The organism is Vibrio sp. Isolate34, from assembly GCF_022397915.1.
Taxonomy (GTDB): Bacteria; Pseudomonadota; Gammaproteobacteria; order Enterobacterales; family Vibrionaceae; genus Vibrio.
Genome location: NZ_JAKEUO010000007.1, coordinates 191444 through 207166 on the forward strand (window position 1 = coordinate 191444; position 15723 = coordinate 207166).

Here is a 15723-nt window from a genome sequence, read left to right on the forward strand (position 1 = left end):
GTAAACTGAGCGATAAAGGGCTCAAATGAGCCCTTAAGTTTTTTGGTTATTAATCAGGGATCTAGCCCCGATATCACAGACTATTGAAGCAGTGCTTCGAACGTTAGGTGAACGTTCGCGCTTGCTTTATCTGCCAGTGGGTTGTCAATCAACTCACCTTTGTAGTTCGCTTTCATTACATAACGACCCGCTACGTCCGGAGTAAACGTGATTTCACCGTTCTCATCACTCACCACATCAATCTGCTCTTGGTGGTTGCGGTAAAGTGTACCTTCACGAGTAATCTCCGCTTTCACGTCTTTCTGGATTTCACCGTTGTAGAAAAACTGGAATGTTACTGGTTCGCCTTCAACGATATCTGAAGGGTGTGTCGCAGGCTTCATTTCAAGAAGCTTGCCTTCAATTTTGAACACTGAATCCGTTGGCTTACCTACTGTGATGTAGCTTTCTGCGCGAGTGAAGCTGATTTGCGTTACCACGTCACGGGACTTTTCAGGCAGAACAGAGTCACGCTCTGCTTTGTTTGCTTTAATCCATTTCACCGTGTCACGGCGACCGGCCTTGTATTGCGTGTAGTAAGATGGCTGGTTGTTGATCGCCACTTTGTGTGTACCTTCTTCTTCAAAATAGAAGTCGAAGATTGAACGACGTTTGCCACGAATAACAAAGTTAGGACGCTCGCTGCGACCATCAGGCATGATGACATGCGCATTTTCGCTGCCAGCAGGCTTATCAAAAACAAACGTACCATGAGACGCAGTAACGTCGAACGTTAGCCAATCACCACCTTCTTTAGATACAGTGAAGTGAGATGGCAAAATCCAACGTGGGTGAGCTTGTGCCGTTGTCGTGGCTGCTAGGCCGAATGCCATCACACCCGCTAGAGCAAGCGCTTTGATTTTTGTCTGTTTCGTCATGTTTAATTCCATTATTTATAATTGTTAGCCGTGTCGCTCTATCTGAGCCTACGATGACCACTGTCTATTCTGTTCAGCTTGGTTTTAGTTCGTACTTACTAGTTACTGTTCGCACTTACTATTTAGCGATGTAGTTCATGGTGATTTCACCCGTCTCTTCCGTTGCTTTTAATTCGTAAGATGCGTTTGAATCTGTGAGTGATACTTTTTGGCGAAGGTAGTTACGGCCACCGTGTTCGCGAACCACTTCGATATGAACCGTGTACTCGCCTTGTTCTAGCGTTTCACCGCTGTCGCTCTTGCCATCCCAAACGAAACGGTACTGACCAGCAGGACGTGTTGCAGACGTCACAGCATCAACCAGTTCACGATCGTAACGGCCAACCTTTCTCCACCAACTACGCAGATCCTTTAGCCATTCGTCTTTACCGACCCAAAGCTCGATGGTTTTCACTGACTTTCGCTCGCTATTCTCTACCCACACCGCCACATAAGGACGCGCATACATAGAGGTATCAATCTTTGGAAGCTCAAAGCTGACATCCAGTTTTGCCGTATCAGGAATCGCTTGTGCCATACCTAGGCTTGGCAAAAGAGATAAAGCAAGAAGCGCCTTGCTCCAGTTCATTTTTTTCATGTTTAACAACCTTTTAAATCCGTTTAACCTTAAGTTCGTTCTTCAATTCGATTCATCAATCGAATCAAGCGTTAAGGCACGGCGACAAAATAGATAACAAGTGAGATTGCAGACCCAAACACCGTCCATTTGATGGAAGTATTAAGCGTCTTTTTCTTAGGTAACAGTAAGCACACGCCAGTCAGCACAAAAAAGATCATCAATAGCGCAGTGATATCGATAAACCATTTCCATACTTCACCGCTGTTACGACCTTTATGTAGATCGTTCAACAATGCGATAACGCCGTAGTTAGTGGTTTCGACCTCTACAAACTCAGACGTAACGTCAACAAACACGGAAGCGTTGTAGCCTGGTCCTTTGAAGTCCATAGACACTTCACCGATGAGCAGCTCACCGTCTTCAATTTCTGCGTAGATGTCCAAACCAGAAGGAACGCCGGAAAGGTTGGCTTCTTCAAACAAAAACGTTTCAAAGGCTGTCTCGTCAGCTTTTAAACGCCCGTCTTGAACCGTAAATAAACTCGTAGGAAGCGTTAGCGTAGAGCGTTGGATATTGGGTTGGCTTGATTCAAACAACTCAGGTCGGTTCAGGGTGATACCTGTCACTGAGAAAAAAAGAACCACGAACAGAAGCGCCATAGAAATATAAACATGAAGTCGACGAGCCCATGACTGAACCGCCCTACTTTTTAACGACATACAAACCAATACCTATAAATTTTATGGCGACAATTTAGTTGATAATCATTCGTATTGGCATTCAATTTACATTGTTTACGTTTGCCGAGTGGCATAAGGAAATTTACATAACATTACATGGGAAGTAATCGAACTGTATGCATATTCTTGCTAACGTGTACTAAAGGGATTTGATTCGTTCTATTAGAGGTTATCGATAACAGGGTCAAAGCTCAAAAAAACTCAATCTCAACACGCTTGATTGAGATGGGTTTAAGGTAACAGTTGTGGCTTTAAGGATAGAAAGTTGGGACTATTTGATCACTGGTTTGATGATAGCTAATGAAGCTTAAAAGGATTTGAAATGCGTATTTTTGTTTTGGCTTTTGCTGCGCTAGCGACGGCGTGTACCAGCCAAATAATCAGCACGGAAGAACATATTCAACAATACATCGGTTCAGACATAACCGATGTACAAGAACGTTATCTCACCGAACGATCACGCCCTATCAGTTTTTGGGCGTCTCGAAACTATGCTTGGATTGAAACCAAGAGGCCGTTAGACAATGGTTATACAGTACACGCATTCAAAAACCCTTATCGTGACTGCACTATTAATTGGGTTGCTGATACCAGCGGCGTGATTCAAAGTGCGACGTCCCGCGGTACGATGTGCGAGCCTTAACTGACGCACTGGAACGATAAAGTTCAAAAAGCTTTAACCGCCAAAAATTAAAAAGGGTGTCATTTGAACCATCAAATGACACCCTTTTCTATTGACTACTTTCTCTTGTCTTCTTTTGTGTTAACAGCTGTTAGACGTTGCCGTTATCACTAACCGTTCTTAGCTGAGTCAGATATTTAATCCAACCTTTTGCTTCAGAAGAAGGCTCAATGTTGTTCGCACGTTTCGCTTGAGCAAGAGCATTATCAAGATTCTTTAGCTTGTACCATGAACGTACTTTCGCTAAAGCAACATCGGCTTGCTTGTTCTTATCTTTCACTTTATCCAAAACAACCAGAGCACGATCGTAGTAACCTTGTTGAACCAGTAACTGAGCCACATTCCAATGATATTGCGTGTCTTTTTTCGACGCTAACGTCCACACTTCAATCGCGTTGTCCCACTCTTTCGCTAGCTGCCAGTAGGTTGCTTGCTCAGTCAGAAGTTGAACGTCGCTGTTCGCGTCATCTAACTTTGCGATCTCTTGTGCTGCACGCTCTGGAATACCACGTTTAGCATAAAGCTGAGCCAGTAGTCGGCGGTCTGAGTTTTTCAGCTCAACACCTTGTAAATCCGCCAGCGCTAATGTGTTCAATGCATCGCGGTTGCGCTCTAGTCTTAACTGAATGCCCACAAGTTGGCGCCACCAGTTGTCTTTTTCTGGCTGAAGTTCAATCAAGGTTTTCAGTGTTGGAATAGATTGCTTCCATTGCTTTAACTGTAGTTGCGCACCCAGTTTGAGCGAAAGAGGCGACAACTCTGCTTTTGAATTGAATTTGTCTCGATTACCGATGGCAACTAAGACTTTCGACCAGTTTTCAATTTGGTATTCAGCTTGTGCAATTCGCATCCAAAGCGTGTCTTTCTTTTCTTTTTCTGGCGCTGTTTTCACTAACTCGTAATAGTGCGGAAGCGCGTTTTTAAACTGCTGATCGTTCAACAACAAATCAGCCAGCATGCGCTTCGTTATCCAAGCTTGCTCATCAACCAGCAAATTGCTGTCGACCGCATAAGTAAGCTGCTTGATTGCCGTGTCGGTTTTGCCATCTTGCCAGTAAAACACACCCAACATACGAGCTACGTACGCTTTGTCGTAACCTTTAGAAAGCTCTAAACCTGCAAGTACTTCAATCGCCTGTTTAACCTGTTCATCTTGAGCAAGCTTATGCGCTTTTTGAACACGAATAGCAGTATATTGGGATAGCTCTTGCGCCTGTGTCGTAAGGGGCAATAATAACAAGCCCATTAATATCCATATCTGTTTCATCATTTATCCAACTTGAATTCAAAGGTAAATGTTTGACCAAATTGAGCGGTTGATTTTCCATCCACAACCTTAGGCTGATACTTGTATTTTTTCAGTGCACGTATCGCTTCACGTTCAAACATGCGACGTGGGTTGGCTTCAATCACTTCAATATCGATTGGGCGTCCTGTTTCATCTATGGTAAACGACAAACTAACAAAACCTTCAGCGCCGCGCTTCAACGCTTTCGCTGGGTAACGAGGCTCTACTCGATACAAAGGCATTGCCTGTTGGTTTGACCCAAAATCAGAGAATGTCGGTGCATTAATCGCTAGGCCGTCAATGGATGTGTTCAAATCCAATGAAGGAAAAGAAGACATCGAATTCAGAGGCGTGACTTCAGCTTGTGACTGAGACGTTTGCGCTTCTGGTGGTGGCTCTGGCATTTCTGGTTTCTCAGGGACGGCACGTTGTCTTCTTTGGACTTCTTGTTCTTGTTCCACCATTACCATGTTGAAACTTAACGTCTCGCTATCGTCTGGTGAACGTTGGTGGCCATTATCGACCATCCAAGCCATAAAAGAAAACAGAGCTAAACCCAATGCACCCGCTAGCGGTAAAGCAAGAAATAGGCGAATCATTTATGAAGATCCTCCAAGATCATCGCTTATCAGCAGCAAGCGCAATGTTTTTAACACCTGCACCTTTCGCGGCATCCATCACTTTAACAACAGTACCGTTGTAAGCGTGTTCATCCGCTTGAATAACCAAAGAAGCATCAGGTTGTTCTAGCAACAAGTGCTCTAACGTCGCTTGTACACGTTCAACATCAACGACACGCTTATCAATGAAAATGTCATTTGCAGATGTAATTGCGACAAAGATGCCCGCATCCTTTTGGCTAACTACGTTAGAAGCTTGTGGGCGATTGACTTCTACCCCTGATTCACGAACAAATGAACTGGTCACAATAAAGAAAATAAGCATGATAAAGACAATATCAAGCATCGAAGTAAGGTCTATTTGAGCCTCTTCGTTTTTAGAATGACGTCGACCGAGTCTCATCGTTGACTCCTTAAAGATTTTTCTAATTTTAATTCTAAGCGGTTACACACTTTCGCTAAACGTGCATGGACAAACATGCCCGCTAATGCAGCAACCATACCTGCCATGGTTGGCAGCGTTGCTAACGAGATACCTGAAGCCATCAATTTAGGGTCACTGCTGCCTTGTGTCGCCATAACATCAAAAACAGAGATCATACCGGTTACAGTGCCTAGCAAACCCAACATTGGACAAATAGCGACTAACAGCTTAATAAAATTCAAGTTTTGGTTAAGCAAGATACTCGCTTGCCCTAACCAACCTTCACGTATGGCTTTAGCATGCCAAGAAGAGTGATCTTCTCTTTCATGCCATTTCGCTATCCAAGCTTGGCGTTGCTTAGGAAAGTAGAACGCAAGATAAAGCACACGTTCTACCACAAGCACCCAATACACTAGGACGACAGCCGCTAGCCACCACAGGACGAATCCGCCCTGCTCCATAAAGCTTGATAAAGACAGCAGCCAGTCACTCGTTAACCAACTCGCTGGTAATAGAGAACCCGACAAAATATCCATTACGCAGCAGTCCCAACTGGTGAAACAACAGCGTTTGATTCAACGGTCTTTTCAGCCTGCTCAGCAACTAGACCAATACCCTGCTTCTCAAGAATATTGCGAATGTTCTCTGCTTGAGTGCTAAGAATGTTGTGTGCCAGTAGAAGAGGCATTGCCGCAACCAGACCAAGTACCGTCGTTACAAGTGCCATCGAAATACCACCCGCCATTACTTTAGGGTCGCCATTACCAAACTGTGTGATCACTTGGAATGTTTCGATCATGCCGGTTACTGTACCTAAAAGACCTAACATCGGTGCTAGTGCCGCCAATAGCTTAAGCATCGATAGGCCTTTCTCTAGGTGAGTCTGCTCATCAACTACCGCTTCTAAAAGTCGCAGCTCTAACGCTTCAACCGTTTGGTTTTGTTCTTTGTTGTACACAGCAAGAACACGGCCTAGTGGGTTATTACCCGCTTGCTCAGGGTTCTTAAGTTGCGCACGGATTTTCTGGCGTGCGATAGCTAATGAAACACCACGAACTAAGGCGATGATTAGACCAATAGCTAGTAGGCCAATAATCACTTTACCAACCACACCACCCGCTTGTAGGCGGTCAGTTAAACTTGGCGTAAGTGCTAATTGCTCCAACATAAACCCGCGAGAAGGATCGACAACCACGTTAGATACTTCACCATTCGATAACGAAGAAAGTGACGCTAACGTTGGACCATTTTGTGGTTGTTTAAGATAAGCGATCGCATCTTCACGCTGAGTGTTCCAGCTTACATAGCCTTGCTCTGTAACAAGACCAATCGAACCTAGGCGGTAAGCGTCAACCTTATTTGTATTACCTTCACCATTAATGAACGCAATTTGAGATTTGCTAAGCTCAGAACTCGCTTGAATCTGCTCAACCATGCTCATCCACAGACCAGAAAGCTGTGGCATTGATGGCAGGGATTTAGCATCGATAATTTGGTCAACAGTCGCGGTGTGCTCAGCGCGATCAACGCTATTTACTGTTGAGCTAAGCTCTGCGCCTAGTTCTTTCGCGTTTTGACGAACGACACCGAATAACTCACCAAGGCTACCCGTTTCTAAACGCAATTTTTCTTCTAAACGAGCAAGCTTGTTTTCATTATCGCTAAAAGTTTTAGTAAGAACGTCTGTCGCGTTTTGAACTGATGTACGTTTCGCTTCAAGCTCTGCTTTGATCGCTTTAAGCTCTTGTTCAGTCTTTTTGAAGTCAGCTTCACGAACGACGTTGTGAGAAGCCTGGGCACGGTTCTCTGATTTTGCTTTGTTAATGAGCTGAGCCGTCGAGTCTGAAGCAGAAAATGCAGAAAATGCAGAAAATGAAAGTAATGTCATGCAAAGCAATGCTGCTAATGGTTTTAAGTTCATTACTTAACCTCCGCAACAGTTAAAGAAACAGGTAAAGTAATCAAGCTTGGAGCAGCTTGTTGGCCAGCAATCTCGTACGCTTTATCTAGCTCTGACTTCATAGAGGAATCAAGTTCTTGCCATTGAGCTTCTGTTTGATTCCAAGCCCAGTATTGACTGCCATTTAGGTTACGAGCAACTAAAGAGATACGACCTAGGTGCAGAACATCTGCCTCGATTGTTTTATCACTCGCCAATGCGACACGACCTTGGTAAACACCCAGCTTAATGCCGTAGTTCATCTCGATTTGGTATGCCTCTAGGATGCGACGGTATTTCTCAGCATCACTTACGTCAGCACGAGTCATCATTGCTTGTAGCTTTTCTACTCTTTCTAGACGCTGTTCTTTCTTAATCGGCACGTCTTTCTCTACCAACTGTTGAAGGCCATCGATCATTTGATACATCAATGGCACGACACCTTGGCGTGTGTATTTGATTTCTTCGATCTGCTCTTCAATGCTTTGAGCTTCTTGGTTTTGGCTCACAACTAATGCAGCAAGGTGATCGTGATAGATTTCTAGGTTTTTAACTTCTTCTTGCAGACGCTCAATCTCAGCTTGCAGCATTAAAGTCGCTTGTGAGCTTTTATCAATAACCTTTTGACTCGAAGCCGACGCGTTATTGGTCTTGTTTTGAATTGATTGAGCTTGATCCAAGCTGTTTGCCATAGAAGACGTTGCAACCAAACTGATGGCAAGCGCTAGGCTAGATTTTAAAAGATTCATAATTGTAGTCATTTACTATAAGAAGAAGGTCAAATGAATTTTATTGATAAGCACTCTCATTATCATTAAAAGTCACTCACATTACTAGGGATATTTTACCAAATAGCAGAATCACGAAAGGGGAAAGTCGAAACTTTCCCCTTACCATTTAGGCTACCAATCGCACCCTACTAACAAATTAGTATTTTACCTGTAAAGTCGCCATGTAGTTGCGGCCTTCGCCGATTACTACGTCTTCTGCAAATTGGTGGTTCGAAGAAGTTGAACCACCACCCGCTAAGTATTCTTTGTCAAATACGTTCTCAACGGTTAGACGAGCAACGAAGTCTAGAGAGTCGTCGTACTTAAGCGTGTATGCTGCACCCATATCGACACGAGCATAGCCATCTTTCTTGAACGTATTCGCACTATCACCGTAGCGAGAACCTTCGTAGATAAGACCTAAGTTCACATCAACTTCGTTTGTTGCTGCGTAAGTAGACCAAACGCTTGCTGCAAACTCAGGTACGTCAACCGGACGGTTACCTTCATACGTTTCATGGTTAGTGATTTCAGCATCTAAGTACATTGCAGAACCAGACATAGAGAATTTTTCTGAGATAAAGCCTTGCGCGGCTAACTCAGCACCACGGTGAACTTGTTCGCCACCTTGTGTTTTCGTCCAATCGCCTGATGAAGTGTCTTCTACATCCATTGAGATGTTTTCTTGGGTAATATCAAATACCGCACCAGAAACGAATAGACGTTCGTCCATCAGTTCCCACTTAGTACCGACTTCGTAAGAAACACCCGTCGCGGCATCAAGAAGTTCGCCATCGTTGGTGTAGTTACGGCTACCGCTAGAGACAACACCTTGTGGTTCAAAGCTTTCAGAGTAAGAAGCGTAAATGCTACCGTTTGATGCTGGGTGGTAAATCACGCCAAGCTTAGGTGCTACGTTTTCTTCTGCAACGCCTTCACTTACTTTACGGTCGAAACGAGCACCCGCAAGAACTTGCCATTCGTCATTGATAGTAATCAGATCTTGAATGTAGAAACCCCAAGTATCGTAAGTACTCATCTTGCCTAGCGATGTTGGACCCACTGACGGTGCTGGTACCGTTGCATCTGGTGCGTATTCGCCGCTGCTGAAACGATCCATACCACGGTAATAGCTGTAACCTAACCAGTTAGCGCCGAATAATAGCTGGTGCTCTGTGCCAGCAAGATCAGCGGTTGTCGTTAGATCGACGTAAGCGGTTCTGAAACGCCATTTATCGTGACGGTAGTTACCACCTTGAGTTACCGTACCGGTACCATCAGGGTTCATATTTTGAAAGCTTGGGTAGCTTTCCATATCGATACGTTCAAAATCTTGGTAGTTGAAACCTGTTTTTAAAGACCATGTGTCAGTCAGGTTAGCAGCAATATCAAAACCTACGTTCTCAACATCGTTTTCAATCTGTGACCACTGCGCATCCCAGATATGCTTGTCGCTACCCACTCGGTTGCCGTCTAGTGTGTATAGTGCACCAGAATCTACGCTGCCTTCGTCGTTGGTCTTGTCGTAGTGAACAGAAACCATTACGTCTTCAGTTACATCGTAATCAACGAAGACACCACCAATAAAACGCTCTGTTTGTGGTTCAGTACCGTCACCGTATGTTCTCCAAGAGCCGTAGCTTTCTTTAGATAGAATTGCACGACCACGTAGCGTTTCTGCATCGTTCAGGGCGCCACTTACGTCTAGAGTTGTACGAGTATGATCATTCGAGCCTATGTCTTGGCTTAAGCTTACTTGTGTATCATAAGTAGGCTTTTTGCTTACCATGTTGATCAAACCACCTGGTGCAGAAATACCGTAAAGAAGACCAGAAGGTCCTTTAAGTACTTCAACACGCTCAAGTAATTCGATTGGCTGACGGTAGTGAGACCAATGTTGCTGGCCATTTTTAAGGAAGCCCGAAGAGCTTTCTACTGAGAAACCACGTAGAGAGAAACGCTCACGGTTACGGCTTGTACCACCCGCACTTACACTCGCGTCATTCTTAAGAACGTCACCTAGCGTTGTTGCACGCTGTTCATCGATGATTTGCTCATCGATTACTGAAACTTGTCCTGGAGTCTCTAATTGAGTCGCCTCCATGCGCATTGCTGTTGTGTTCGTGTCGGCTTTGTAACCGTAGTCACGACCTTCAACAACCATGTGCTCGTCTGTTTTTACTGTTTCTGCCAATACTGCTGGTGAAGCTAATACTGCGCCGATCACTAAAGCCAATGGGCTCTTTGAAAACATGTCCTTTACTCCGCTTTTATTCTTTTAGACGAACACTTTGTTCTTTATTCGATGTGTTCGCTGAACCGTTACCGGTACCACTGAATTGTTTCGGGAGTGAATATAAGTGATAACTATTACCATTTGCATTAAATTTACATTCTTTGCATTCGTAAAGTTTTGTAAAGGCCTATCAGCGAGCCATATTTGAAGAGATCAACAAAACCAATTCAATACAGATAGTTAAGGCTCATTGACGTAAATCGAGTGGCTATCTCCACCGAATTTTTTGAAACACGGATATAGGCTCAGTCAATTGAAGACGTGAAGATTGATAAGAAAATCATATCTTCTTATTTACTACCTTTGAAACGACAAATTTATGTATAAAACCCTCGATGGATGTAAATTAATGGTGAATTATTTTGTTTTTATTTGTTTAATTTACACAATTATCAGTGATTTTGATCACATCTATAATTCCAAACTCATTTTTTGTTTTTCGAATTGATTATCCGACTGCTAATCTCCTGCTCACTTTGAAAAGGTATCAAAGTTATAAATAATAAGGAGTGTTCTAAATGAATACCAAGAAACCTATGTCTCTGACTGGTCGAGTAATCCTCGGTATGGTCGTAGGTATATTCACGGGATTTGCCATTCAATCCCTTTTTGCAGAAAGTGGATTTGTTAACAACTACATCGTTAACGGACTCTTTGAAGTGGGCGGACAAATTTTTGTCGCCAGTTTAAAAATGCTTGTTGTCCCACTAGTTTTCGTTTCACTAGTATGTGGTACAAGTTCCCTTAAAGACTTATCAACTCTTGGCCGTATGGGTGGCAAAACGCTTGCACTTTATATCGGTACTACAGCCGTTGCTATCACTCTAGCATTGACGATCGGTAACCTGTTCCAACCTGGTGCTGGTGCGGATCTGACTGCTGCGAGCTCTTTTAAATCAGCGGATGCCCCTTCTCTTGGCCAAGTAATCATCGACATGTTCCCAACCAACCCTATTCAGGCGATGGCTGAGGGCAAGACACTTCAAGTAATCGTGTTTGCTGTGTTATTCGGTATTGCTATTAGTGCTGCTGGTAAACCCGGTGAACGTATCGCTGCTGTATTTGCAGACCTAAACGAAGTTATCATGAAGCTTGTTGCTTTGCTGATGAACCTTGCTCCTTACGGCGTGTTCTTCTTAATGGCGAAGCTGTTCTCTGGCCTTGGCTTGGGTGCGATTTGGAACCTAGCAGAATACTTCTTAGTACTTGCAGGTACCCTACTGTTACACGGTCTGGTGACTTACAGCGCAATGCTTAAAGGATTCACAGGCCTTAGCCCGATTACGTTCCTACGTAAGATGGAAGATGCAATCATGTTTGCATTCTCAACAGCATCTTCAAATGCAACGATTCCAGTAACCATGGAAACGGCTAAGAACCGTATGGGCGTAGACAACAAAGTAGCGTCTTTCACAGTACCACTAGGTGCGACTGTGAACATGGACGGTACTGCTATCATGCAAGGTGTTGCGACGGCGTTTATCGCACAAGCATACAACATCGACCTTTCAATGGGTGATTACCTAATGGTTATCCTAACGGCGACACTGGCGTCTGTAGGTACTGCAGGTGTTCCTGGTGTTGGTCTTGTTATGCTAGCGATGGTATTGAACCAAGTTGGTCTACCGCTTGAAGGTATCGCTCTAATCATGGGTGTTGACCGTCTTCTAGACATGATCCGTACCGCTGTAAACATCACAGGTGATAGTGCCGTATCTATCATCGTTGCTAAGTCTGAAGGCGCTCTTGATGAGTCTCGCTTCAACGACCCTGCAGCAGGTGAGAAAGAAGAAGAAGTTAAGCTATCACGCCAACAGGCATAATCTAGTTTCGCTACGCTCTTGCCTTCGAGCTAAGGTGTAATTAATGGCTACACCTTAACTCAGAAAAAGCGTATAAACAGAAACGCCACTGCAGATGCAGTGGCGTTTTTTATTGAGTATCGTTTTTTGAATTCGTATTCGGTATTAACTATCTCTAGAAAAAGTACTTAAGTTACTCGTCGATTGGGAACATAAGATTGACCCTGAGTCCCCCACCTTCTCTATTCTCAGCAGTAACGTGCCCATTCATCACACCCATCGCTTCTTTAACAATCGCAAGCCCTAGGCCGTAACCACCAGACTGTTTGTCTCGAGCTGACTCTATGCGTGTAAACGGATCGAATATACCTGCAATCTTGCTATCTGGAATGCCATCACCATCATCTTCTACAGATATGACACTGTAACGTTTATCTGTCGTTTGTTCATACGTAGTCACGACAACATGAGCATGTTCACCTGCGTATTTAATGGCGTTACCGACCAGATTGCCAATAACTCTTAGAAGCAGCCTCTCATCAACATTGACCATCGATGTTGGCGTTAACAAATCACCGACTAGGGTTTGGTTTGGCTTTAAATCGTTTTGCATCTGAGCAATCAGCATCGAACAATAGTGTTCAAGGTGCATTAAAGTTAATTTGGAATCATAACGAGACGTTTCTAGTCGGCTGAATTCGAGGATCTCACCCACCAGCTTGTTCATCTCTTCTGTTTCACTTTCCATCCGTTCAAGTAATCCAATGCTCTTATCATCGACCTTACTACGTAGAAGATGTAATGCGAGATTTTGTTTTGCCAATGGCGTTCTAAGTTCATGAGAGACATCACGAATCAAACGACGCTGCTTTTCGGCCAATGATTTGATTTCAAACGTCATATGGTCAAAGTCGTGAGCGAGTTCATTAAATTCTCGCGTGGTTGAATCGAGTTCAGAGACCACACTTACCGAGAAGTCCCCTTGTGCGAGCCTTCGACTGGCCTCTCTTAAACGATCGAGTGGCTGTTGCAGGCTTTTCGCCATAATAATAGAGAACAGCGACAACACGATCAGAGCAATCACCGCTTTTAACATATAGGAATAAGGCGCAAAGGATTTAGCGGGGTGGAATTGATGAGGTAGTTGAATCACTAGTGTTTTACCGTTATCCAGTGGCAAACCAAAAATAGGCTTACTCACACGGTCACTGAGCTGATGATCTAAGGTACGCAGGTACTTGAGTTTAAATTCGAAGTGCGGATGCATGTGTCGATGTGTGATTGGACGGTTATCTTTATCAATAACAAAAAGATAATAGCGTTGAGCGTTACCCCAATCGGCAAGTTCATCCATGTCCCCTTCTTCGATCAGCACGTTAGCTTGATAAGCAAGGTCGAGCATTTCAGCTTTGACGGATTCAGGCACCTTCAACAAGGCCTTCATCAAGGCTCTTTCCGCCACACCTTGCAGGATCAAAATGCTCACTAGAATCACTGTCAGATAACTAAACAGTTGAAAGGTTAAACCATCTTTTCGCTTAGCGATAAAATCCGGGCAGCGTATCAGCTTGGCACTCATGCTCCTACCGACTCTAGGTAGCTGTAACCTTTACCACGAACGGTTTTGATGTGTTGTTTAGATAAGCCTGCTTGCACCAATTTTCGACGGATATTACTAATGTGCATGTCTAAATTACGGTCGAAGGGGCAAAGCTCTTTCTTCAAAACATGTATTTGCAGATCTGACTTGGATACAACGATACCGTCATTTTTGATTAGATAATCAAGCAGATCTTTTTCAGTGCCAGTTAACGGTAAACGAGAGAGCTGTTCACACAAGCCATGGTTAGATGACGCTAAAGATTGTCTCTGACGCTCAAAGCCTACTCGGCGTAAAATCACCTTTATACGAGTCAGGAGTTCAGGGACATTGAAAGGTTTGGCAATGTATTGGTCGGCGCCCGCTTGGTAGCCATCGAGCATTGAAGCGTCATCATTAAGCGCGGTCAACATAAGAATGGGAGTAGCAAAACGTTGACAAATACGTCTTGCTACTTGAATACCGCTTAGGTTAGGAAGCATTACATCGAGTAAAACCAAATCGACAGGGTTCGATTGAATAAACTCAAGCGCGGACTCACCGCAATGAACAGTATCAACGTGATACCCCTCATTTTCTAACACTTCACCCAATAATTCACACAACTGAATATCATCATCAACAACTAAAACGCGCGACATCATACAAACCGATAAATAATAATAGTTTGCATTTTAATTATCGTTATTATTGATTTCAATTATAAAATGAGAGATTAACCCTAAAGAAGGAAATCTTTTTCAATCGGTACAAATTTTGAGGCAGAATCGATAAGATTTTGAGCAGTTAATCCCGGAACACCGTACACCTCGACAGGCTTACCAAAACGTTCCTTGATTCGCTCTACGAGGATTTCAAAATCACCGTCTCCAGATACTAGAACGATCGTATCAACCGTTTCCGCGAGTTCTATAGCATCTAAAGCGATACCAACATCCCAGTCACCTTTTGCACTGCCATCTCGGCGCTGGATAAATGGTTTTAACTTTACATTAAAGCCGACACCGCGAAGGATATGATGAAATTGACGCTGTTTAGGATCTTGGCTAGAGATTGCGTAAGCATTGGCGGCAACCACGTTACGCCCTTCCGTGGCAACATACCAAAACTGGTTATAGTCGAAGTTAGAACGGTATTTATCGCGAGTCGTGTAGTAAACGTTCTGAACGTCGACCAAAATTGCTATGTTTTCCATAAATTCATACCTTTAGATTTTCCGTATACCCTATTCTATTCAATTGTAAAATGCGAGTCGCTTTACTCAATAAAAATGAACCTGTTGGTTATCGTTAACGTAAACCTGAGTATATTTAGTGGTGACGTAAACACCTTTGGCGTAAATCTAACTATGCTTAAAGTAAGTCGATTCGTTCTGCTGTTAGATGGCGACTCGTTTCGTGGGCTTCATTCACGTCACAACTGAATCGTACTCAGGCTTAGCGTATTAAAAGGAGGTTGGCTATGCTACACCGACAAACACACAAATCGTGCACACGCATGGGAACAACCAAAGCGGCACAAGCAGCCAATCACTCGAACGTTTGGTCTAGTGTTATAAAGGTTCTAACTATCAGTACGGTGTTAATTATGAGCTTAACCATCAACTCAGTGCTTGCCTACCCAGCTTATTCTCATTCCAGTCCACTCCCACACCGAAGCGTCATCTATTTCGCGCCAACAGAGGACTCAGTGGTCAAAGAGTTTCTAAACGAAGTGTTGATCAACAACTGCCAATTGGACGAACGTGATGTGGTTATCATGGTGATTGCAGAGAGTGGCTACACCGTACCCACTTGGTTAGAAGAAGAGTTTAACCTAGAGGCAGTAACCAGCGTTTATGAGATCCCTAAAGGGTCACACACTGCGGTATTGATTGGTAAAGACGGAAAAGAGAAGCACAGATGGAATGGTAAGACAGACTGGCAGAAAATCACCAATATCATCGACGAAATGCCAATGCGCCAACAAGAAATGCAGCGACAAAGCAGCCGCTGCAGTATTTAACTCAAAACAGTTTTATCGAGTG

Annotated in this window: 16 protein-coding genes; 3 read left to right on the forward strand and 13 right to left on the reverse strand. The window is 43.8% G+C overall.

The window, feature by feature from the left end; all coding sequences use genetic code 11:
* Window positions 1-80: 80 nt before the first annotated feature.
* From L1D22_RS10240 to L1D22_RS10250, 3 genes are all read right to left on the reverse strand, one after another.
* The gene (locus tag L1D22_RS10240; protein WP_239829682.1) at window positions 81-917 is read right to left on the reverse strand and encodes a DUF4198 domain-containing protein; all 837 of its coding nucleotides are present in this window, start codon (window positions 915-917) and stop codon (window positions 81-83) included.
* Between the two features lie 118 nt (window positions 918-1035).
* A complete protein-coding gene (locus L1D22_RS10245) occupies window positions 1036-1554 on the reverse strand; it encodes a DUF2271 domain-containing protein (protein WP_239829683.1) in 519 nt (172 codons plus the stop codon).
* A gap of 71 nt (window positions 1555-1625) precedes the next feature.
* Complete coding sequence (locus tag L1D22_RS10250; protein ID WP_017062546.1) at window positions 1626-2255, reverse strand: PepSY-associated TM helix domain-containing protein; 630 nt, start codon at window positions 2253-2255, stop codon at window positions 1626-1628.
* Window positions 2256-2598: 343 nt separating this feature from the next.
* Here L1D22_RS10250 and L1D22_RS10255 point away from each other — a divergent pair, with 343 nt between their 5' ends.
* A complete protein-coding gene (locus L1D22_RS10255; RefSeq protein WP_239829684.1) occupies window positions 2599-2919 on the forward strand; it encodes a hypothetical protein in 321 nt (106 codons plus the stop codon).
* Window positions 2920-3049: 130 nt separating this feature from the next.
* On the opposite strand, the gene L1D22_RS10260 is transcribed toward L1D22_RS10255, so the two are convergent.
* From L1D22_RS10260 to L1D22_RS10290, 7 genes are all read right to left on the reverse strand, one after another.
* The gene (locus L1D22_RS10260) at window positions 3050-4204 is read right to left on the reverse strand and encodes a hypothetical protein (protein ID WP_239829718.1); all 1155 of its coding nucleotides are present in this window, start codon (window positions 4202-4204) and stop codon (window positions 3050-3052) included.
* Between the two features lie 20 nt (window positions 4205-4224).
* Window positions 4225-4845: an energy transducer TonB gene (locus L1D22_RS10265; RefSeq protein WP_239829685.1), complete on the reverse strand. Its 621-nt coding sequence runs from the start codon at window positions 4843-4845 to the stop codon at window positions 4225-4227.
* A 19-nt stretch (window positions 4846-4864) separates the two neighbouring features.
* Complete coding sequence (locus L1D22_RS10270) at window positions 4865-5269, reverse strand: biopolymer transporter ExbD (protein WP_004739212.1); 405 nt, start codon at window positions 5267-5269, stop codon at window positions 4865-4867.
* Complete coding sequence (locus tag L1D22_RS10275; RefSeq protein WP_010429842.1) at window positions 5266-5826, reverse strand: MotA/TolQ/ExbB proton channel family protein; 561 nt, start codon at window positions 5824-5826, stop codon at window positions 5266-5268. The genes L1D22_RS10270 and L1D22_RS10275 overlap by 4 nt, the downstream gene beginning before the upstream one ends.
* On the reverse strand, window positions 5826-7211 hold the full coding sequence (locus tag L1D22_RS10280; RefSeq protein WP_239829686.1) for a MotA/TolQ/ExbB proton channel family protein: 1386 nt from the start codon (window positions 7209-7211) through the stop codon (window positions 5826-5828). Before L1D22_RS10280 ends, L1D22_RS10275 begins: the two co-directional genes overlap by 1 nt.
* On the reverse strand, window positions 7211-7978 hold the full coding sequence (locus L1D22_RS10285) for a DUF3450 domain-containing protein (RefSeq protein WP_239829687.1): 768 nt from the start codon (window positions 7976-7978) through the stop codon (window positions 7211-7213). Before L1D22_RS10285 ends, L1D22_RS10280 begins: the two co-directional genes overlap by 1 nt.
* Before the next feature lie 178 nt (window positions 7979-8156).
* Window positions 8157-10253: a TonB-dependent siderophore receptor gene (locus L1D22_RS10290; protein ID WP_239829688.1), complete on the reverse strand. Its 2097-nt coding sequence runs from the start codon at window positions 10251-10253 to the stop codon at window positions 8157-8159.
* A 560-nt stretch (window positions 10254-10813) separates the two neighbouring features.
* Here L1D22_RS10290 and L1D22_RS10295 point away from each other — a divergent pair.
* Window positions 10814-12118 (forward strand): dicarboxylate/amino acid:cation symporter, encoded by a 1305-nt coding sequence (locus L1D22_RS10295; RefSeq protein WP_239829689.1) that lies wholly within the window; start codon window positions 10814-10816, stop codon window positions 12116-12118.
* Between the two features lie 172 nt (window positions 12119-12290).
* Here the strand turns inward: L1D22_RS10295 and L1D22_RS10300 are convergent, their stop codons facing one another.
* The 3 genes from L1D22_RS10300 to L1D22_RS10310 form a co-directional block, all read right to left on the reverse strand.
* Window positions 12291-13676: a sensor histidine kinase gene (locus L1D22_RS10300; protein ID WP_239829690.1), complete on the reverse strand. Its 1386-nt coding sequence runs from the start codon at window positions 13674-13676 to the stop codon at window positions 12291-12293.
* A complete protein-coding gene (locus L1D22_RS10305; protein WP_017630134.1) occupies window positions 13673-14338 on the reverse strand; it encodes a response regulator transcription factor in 666 nt (221 codons plus the stop codon). Before L1D22_RS10305 ends, L1D22_RS10300 begins: the two co-directional genes overlap by 4 nt.
* Window positions 14339-14418: 80 nt before the next feature.
* Window positions 14419-14892, reverse strand: a complete 474-nt coding sequence (locus L1D22_RS10310; protein WP_004731130.1) for an NYN domain-containing protein — start codon at window positions 14890-14892, stop codon at window positions 14419-14421.
* A 302-nt stretch (window positions 14893-15194) separates the two neighbouring features.
* On the opposite strand from L1D22_RS10310, the gene L1D22_RS10315 reads away from it, so the two are divergent.
* Window positions 15195-15701, forward strand: a complete 507-nt coding sequence (locus tag L1D22_RS10315) for a DUF4174 domain-containing protein (protein ID WP_239829719.1) — start codon at window positions 15195-15197, stop codon at window positions 15699-15701.
* The last annotated feature ends 22 nt before the right edge of the window (window positions 15702-15723 follow it).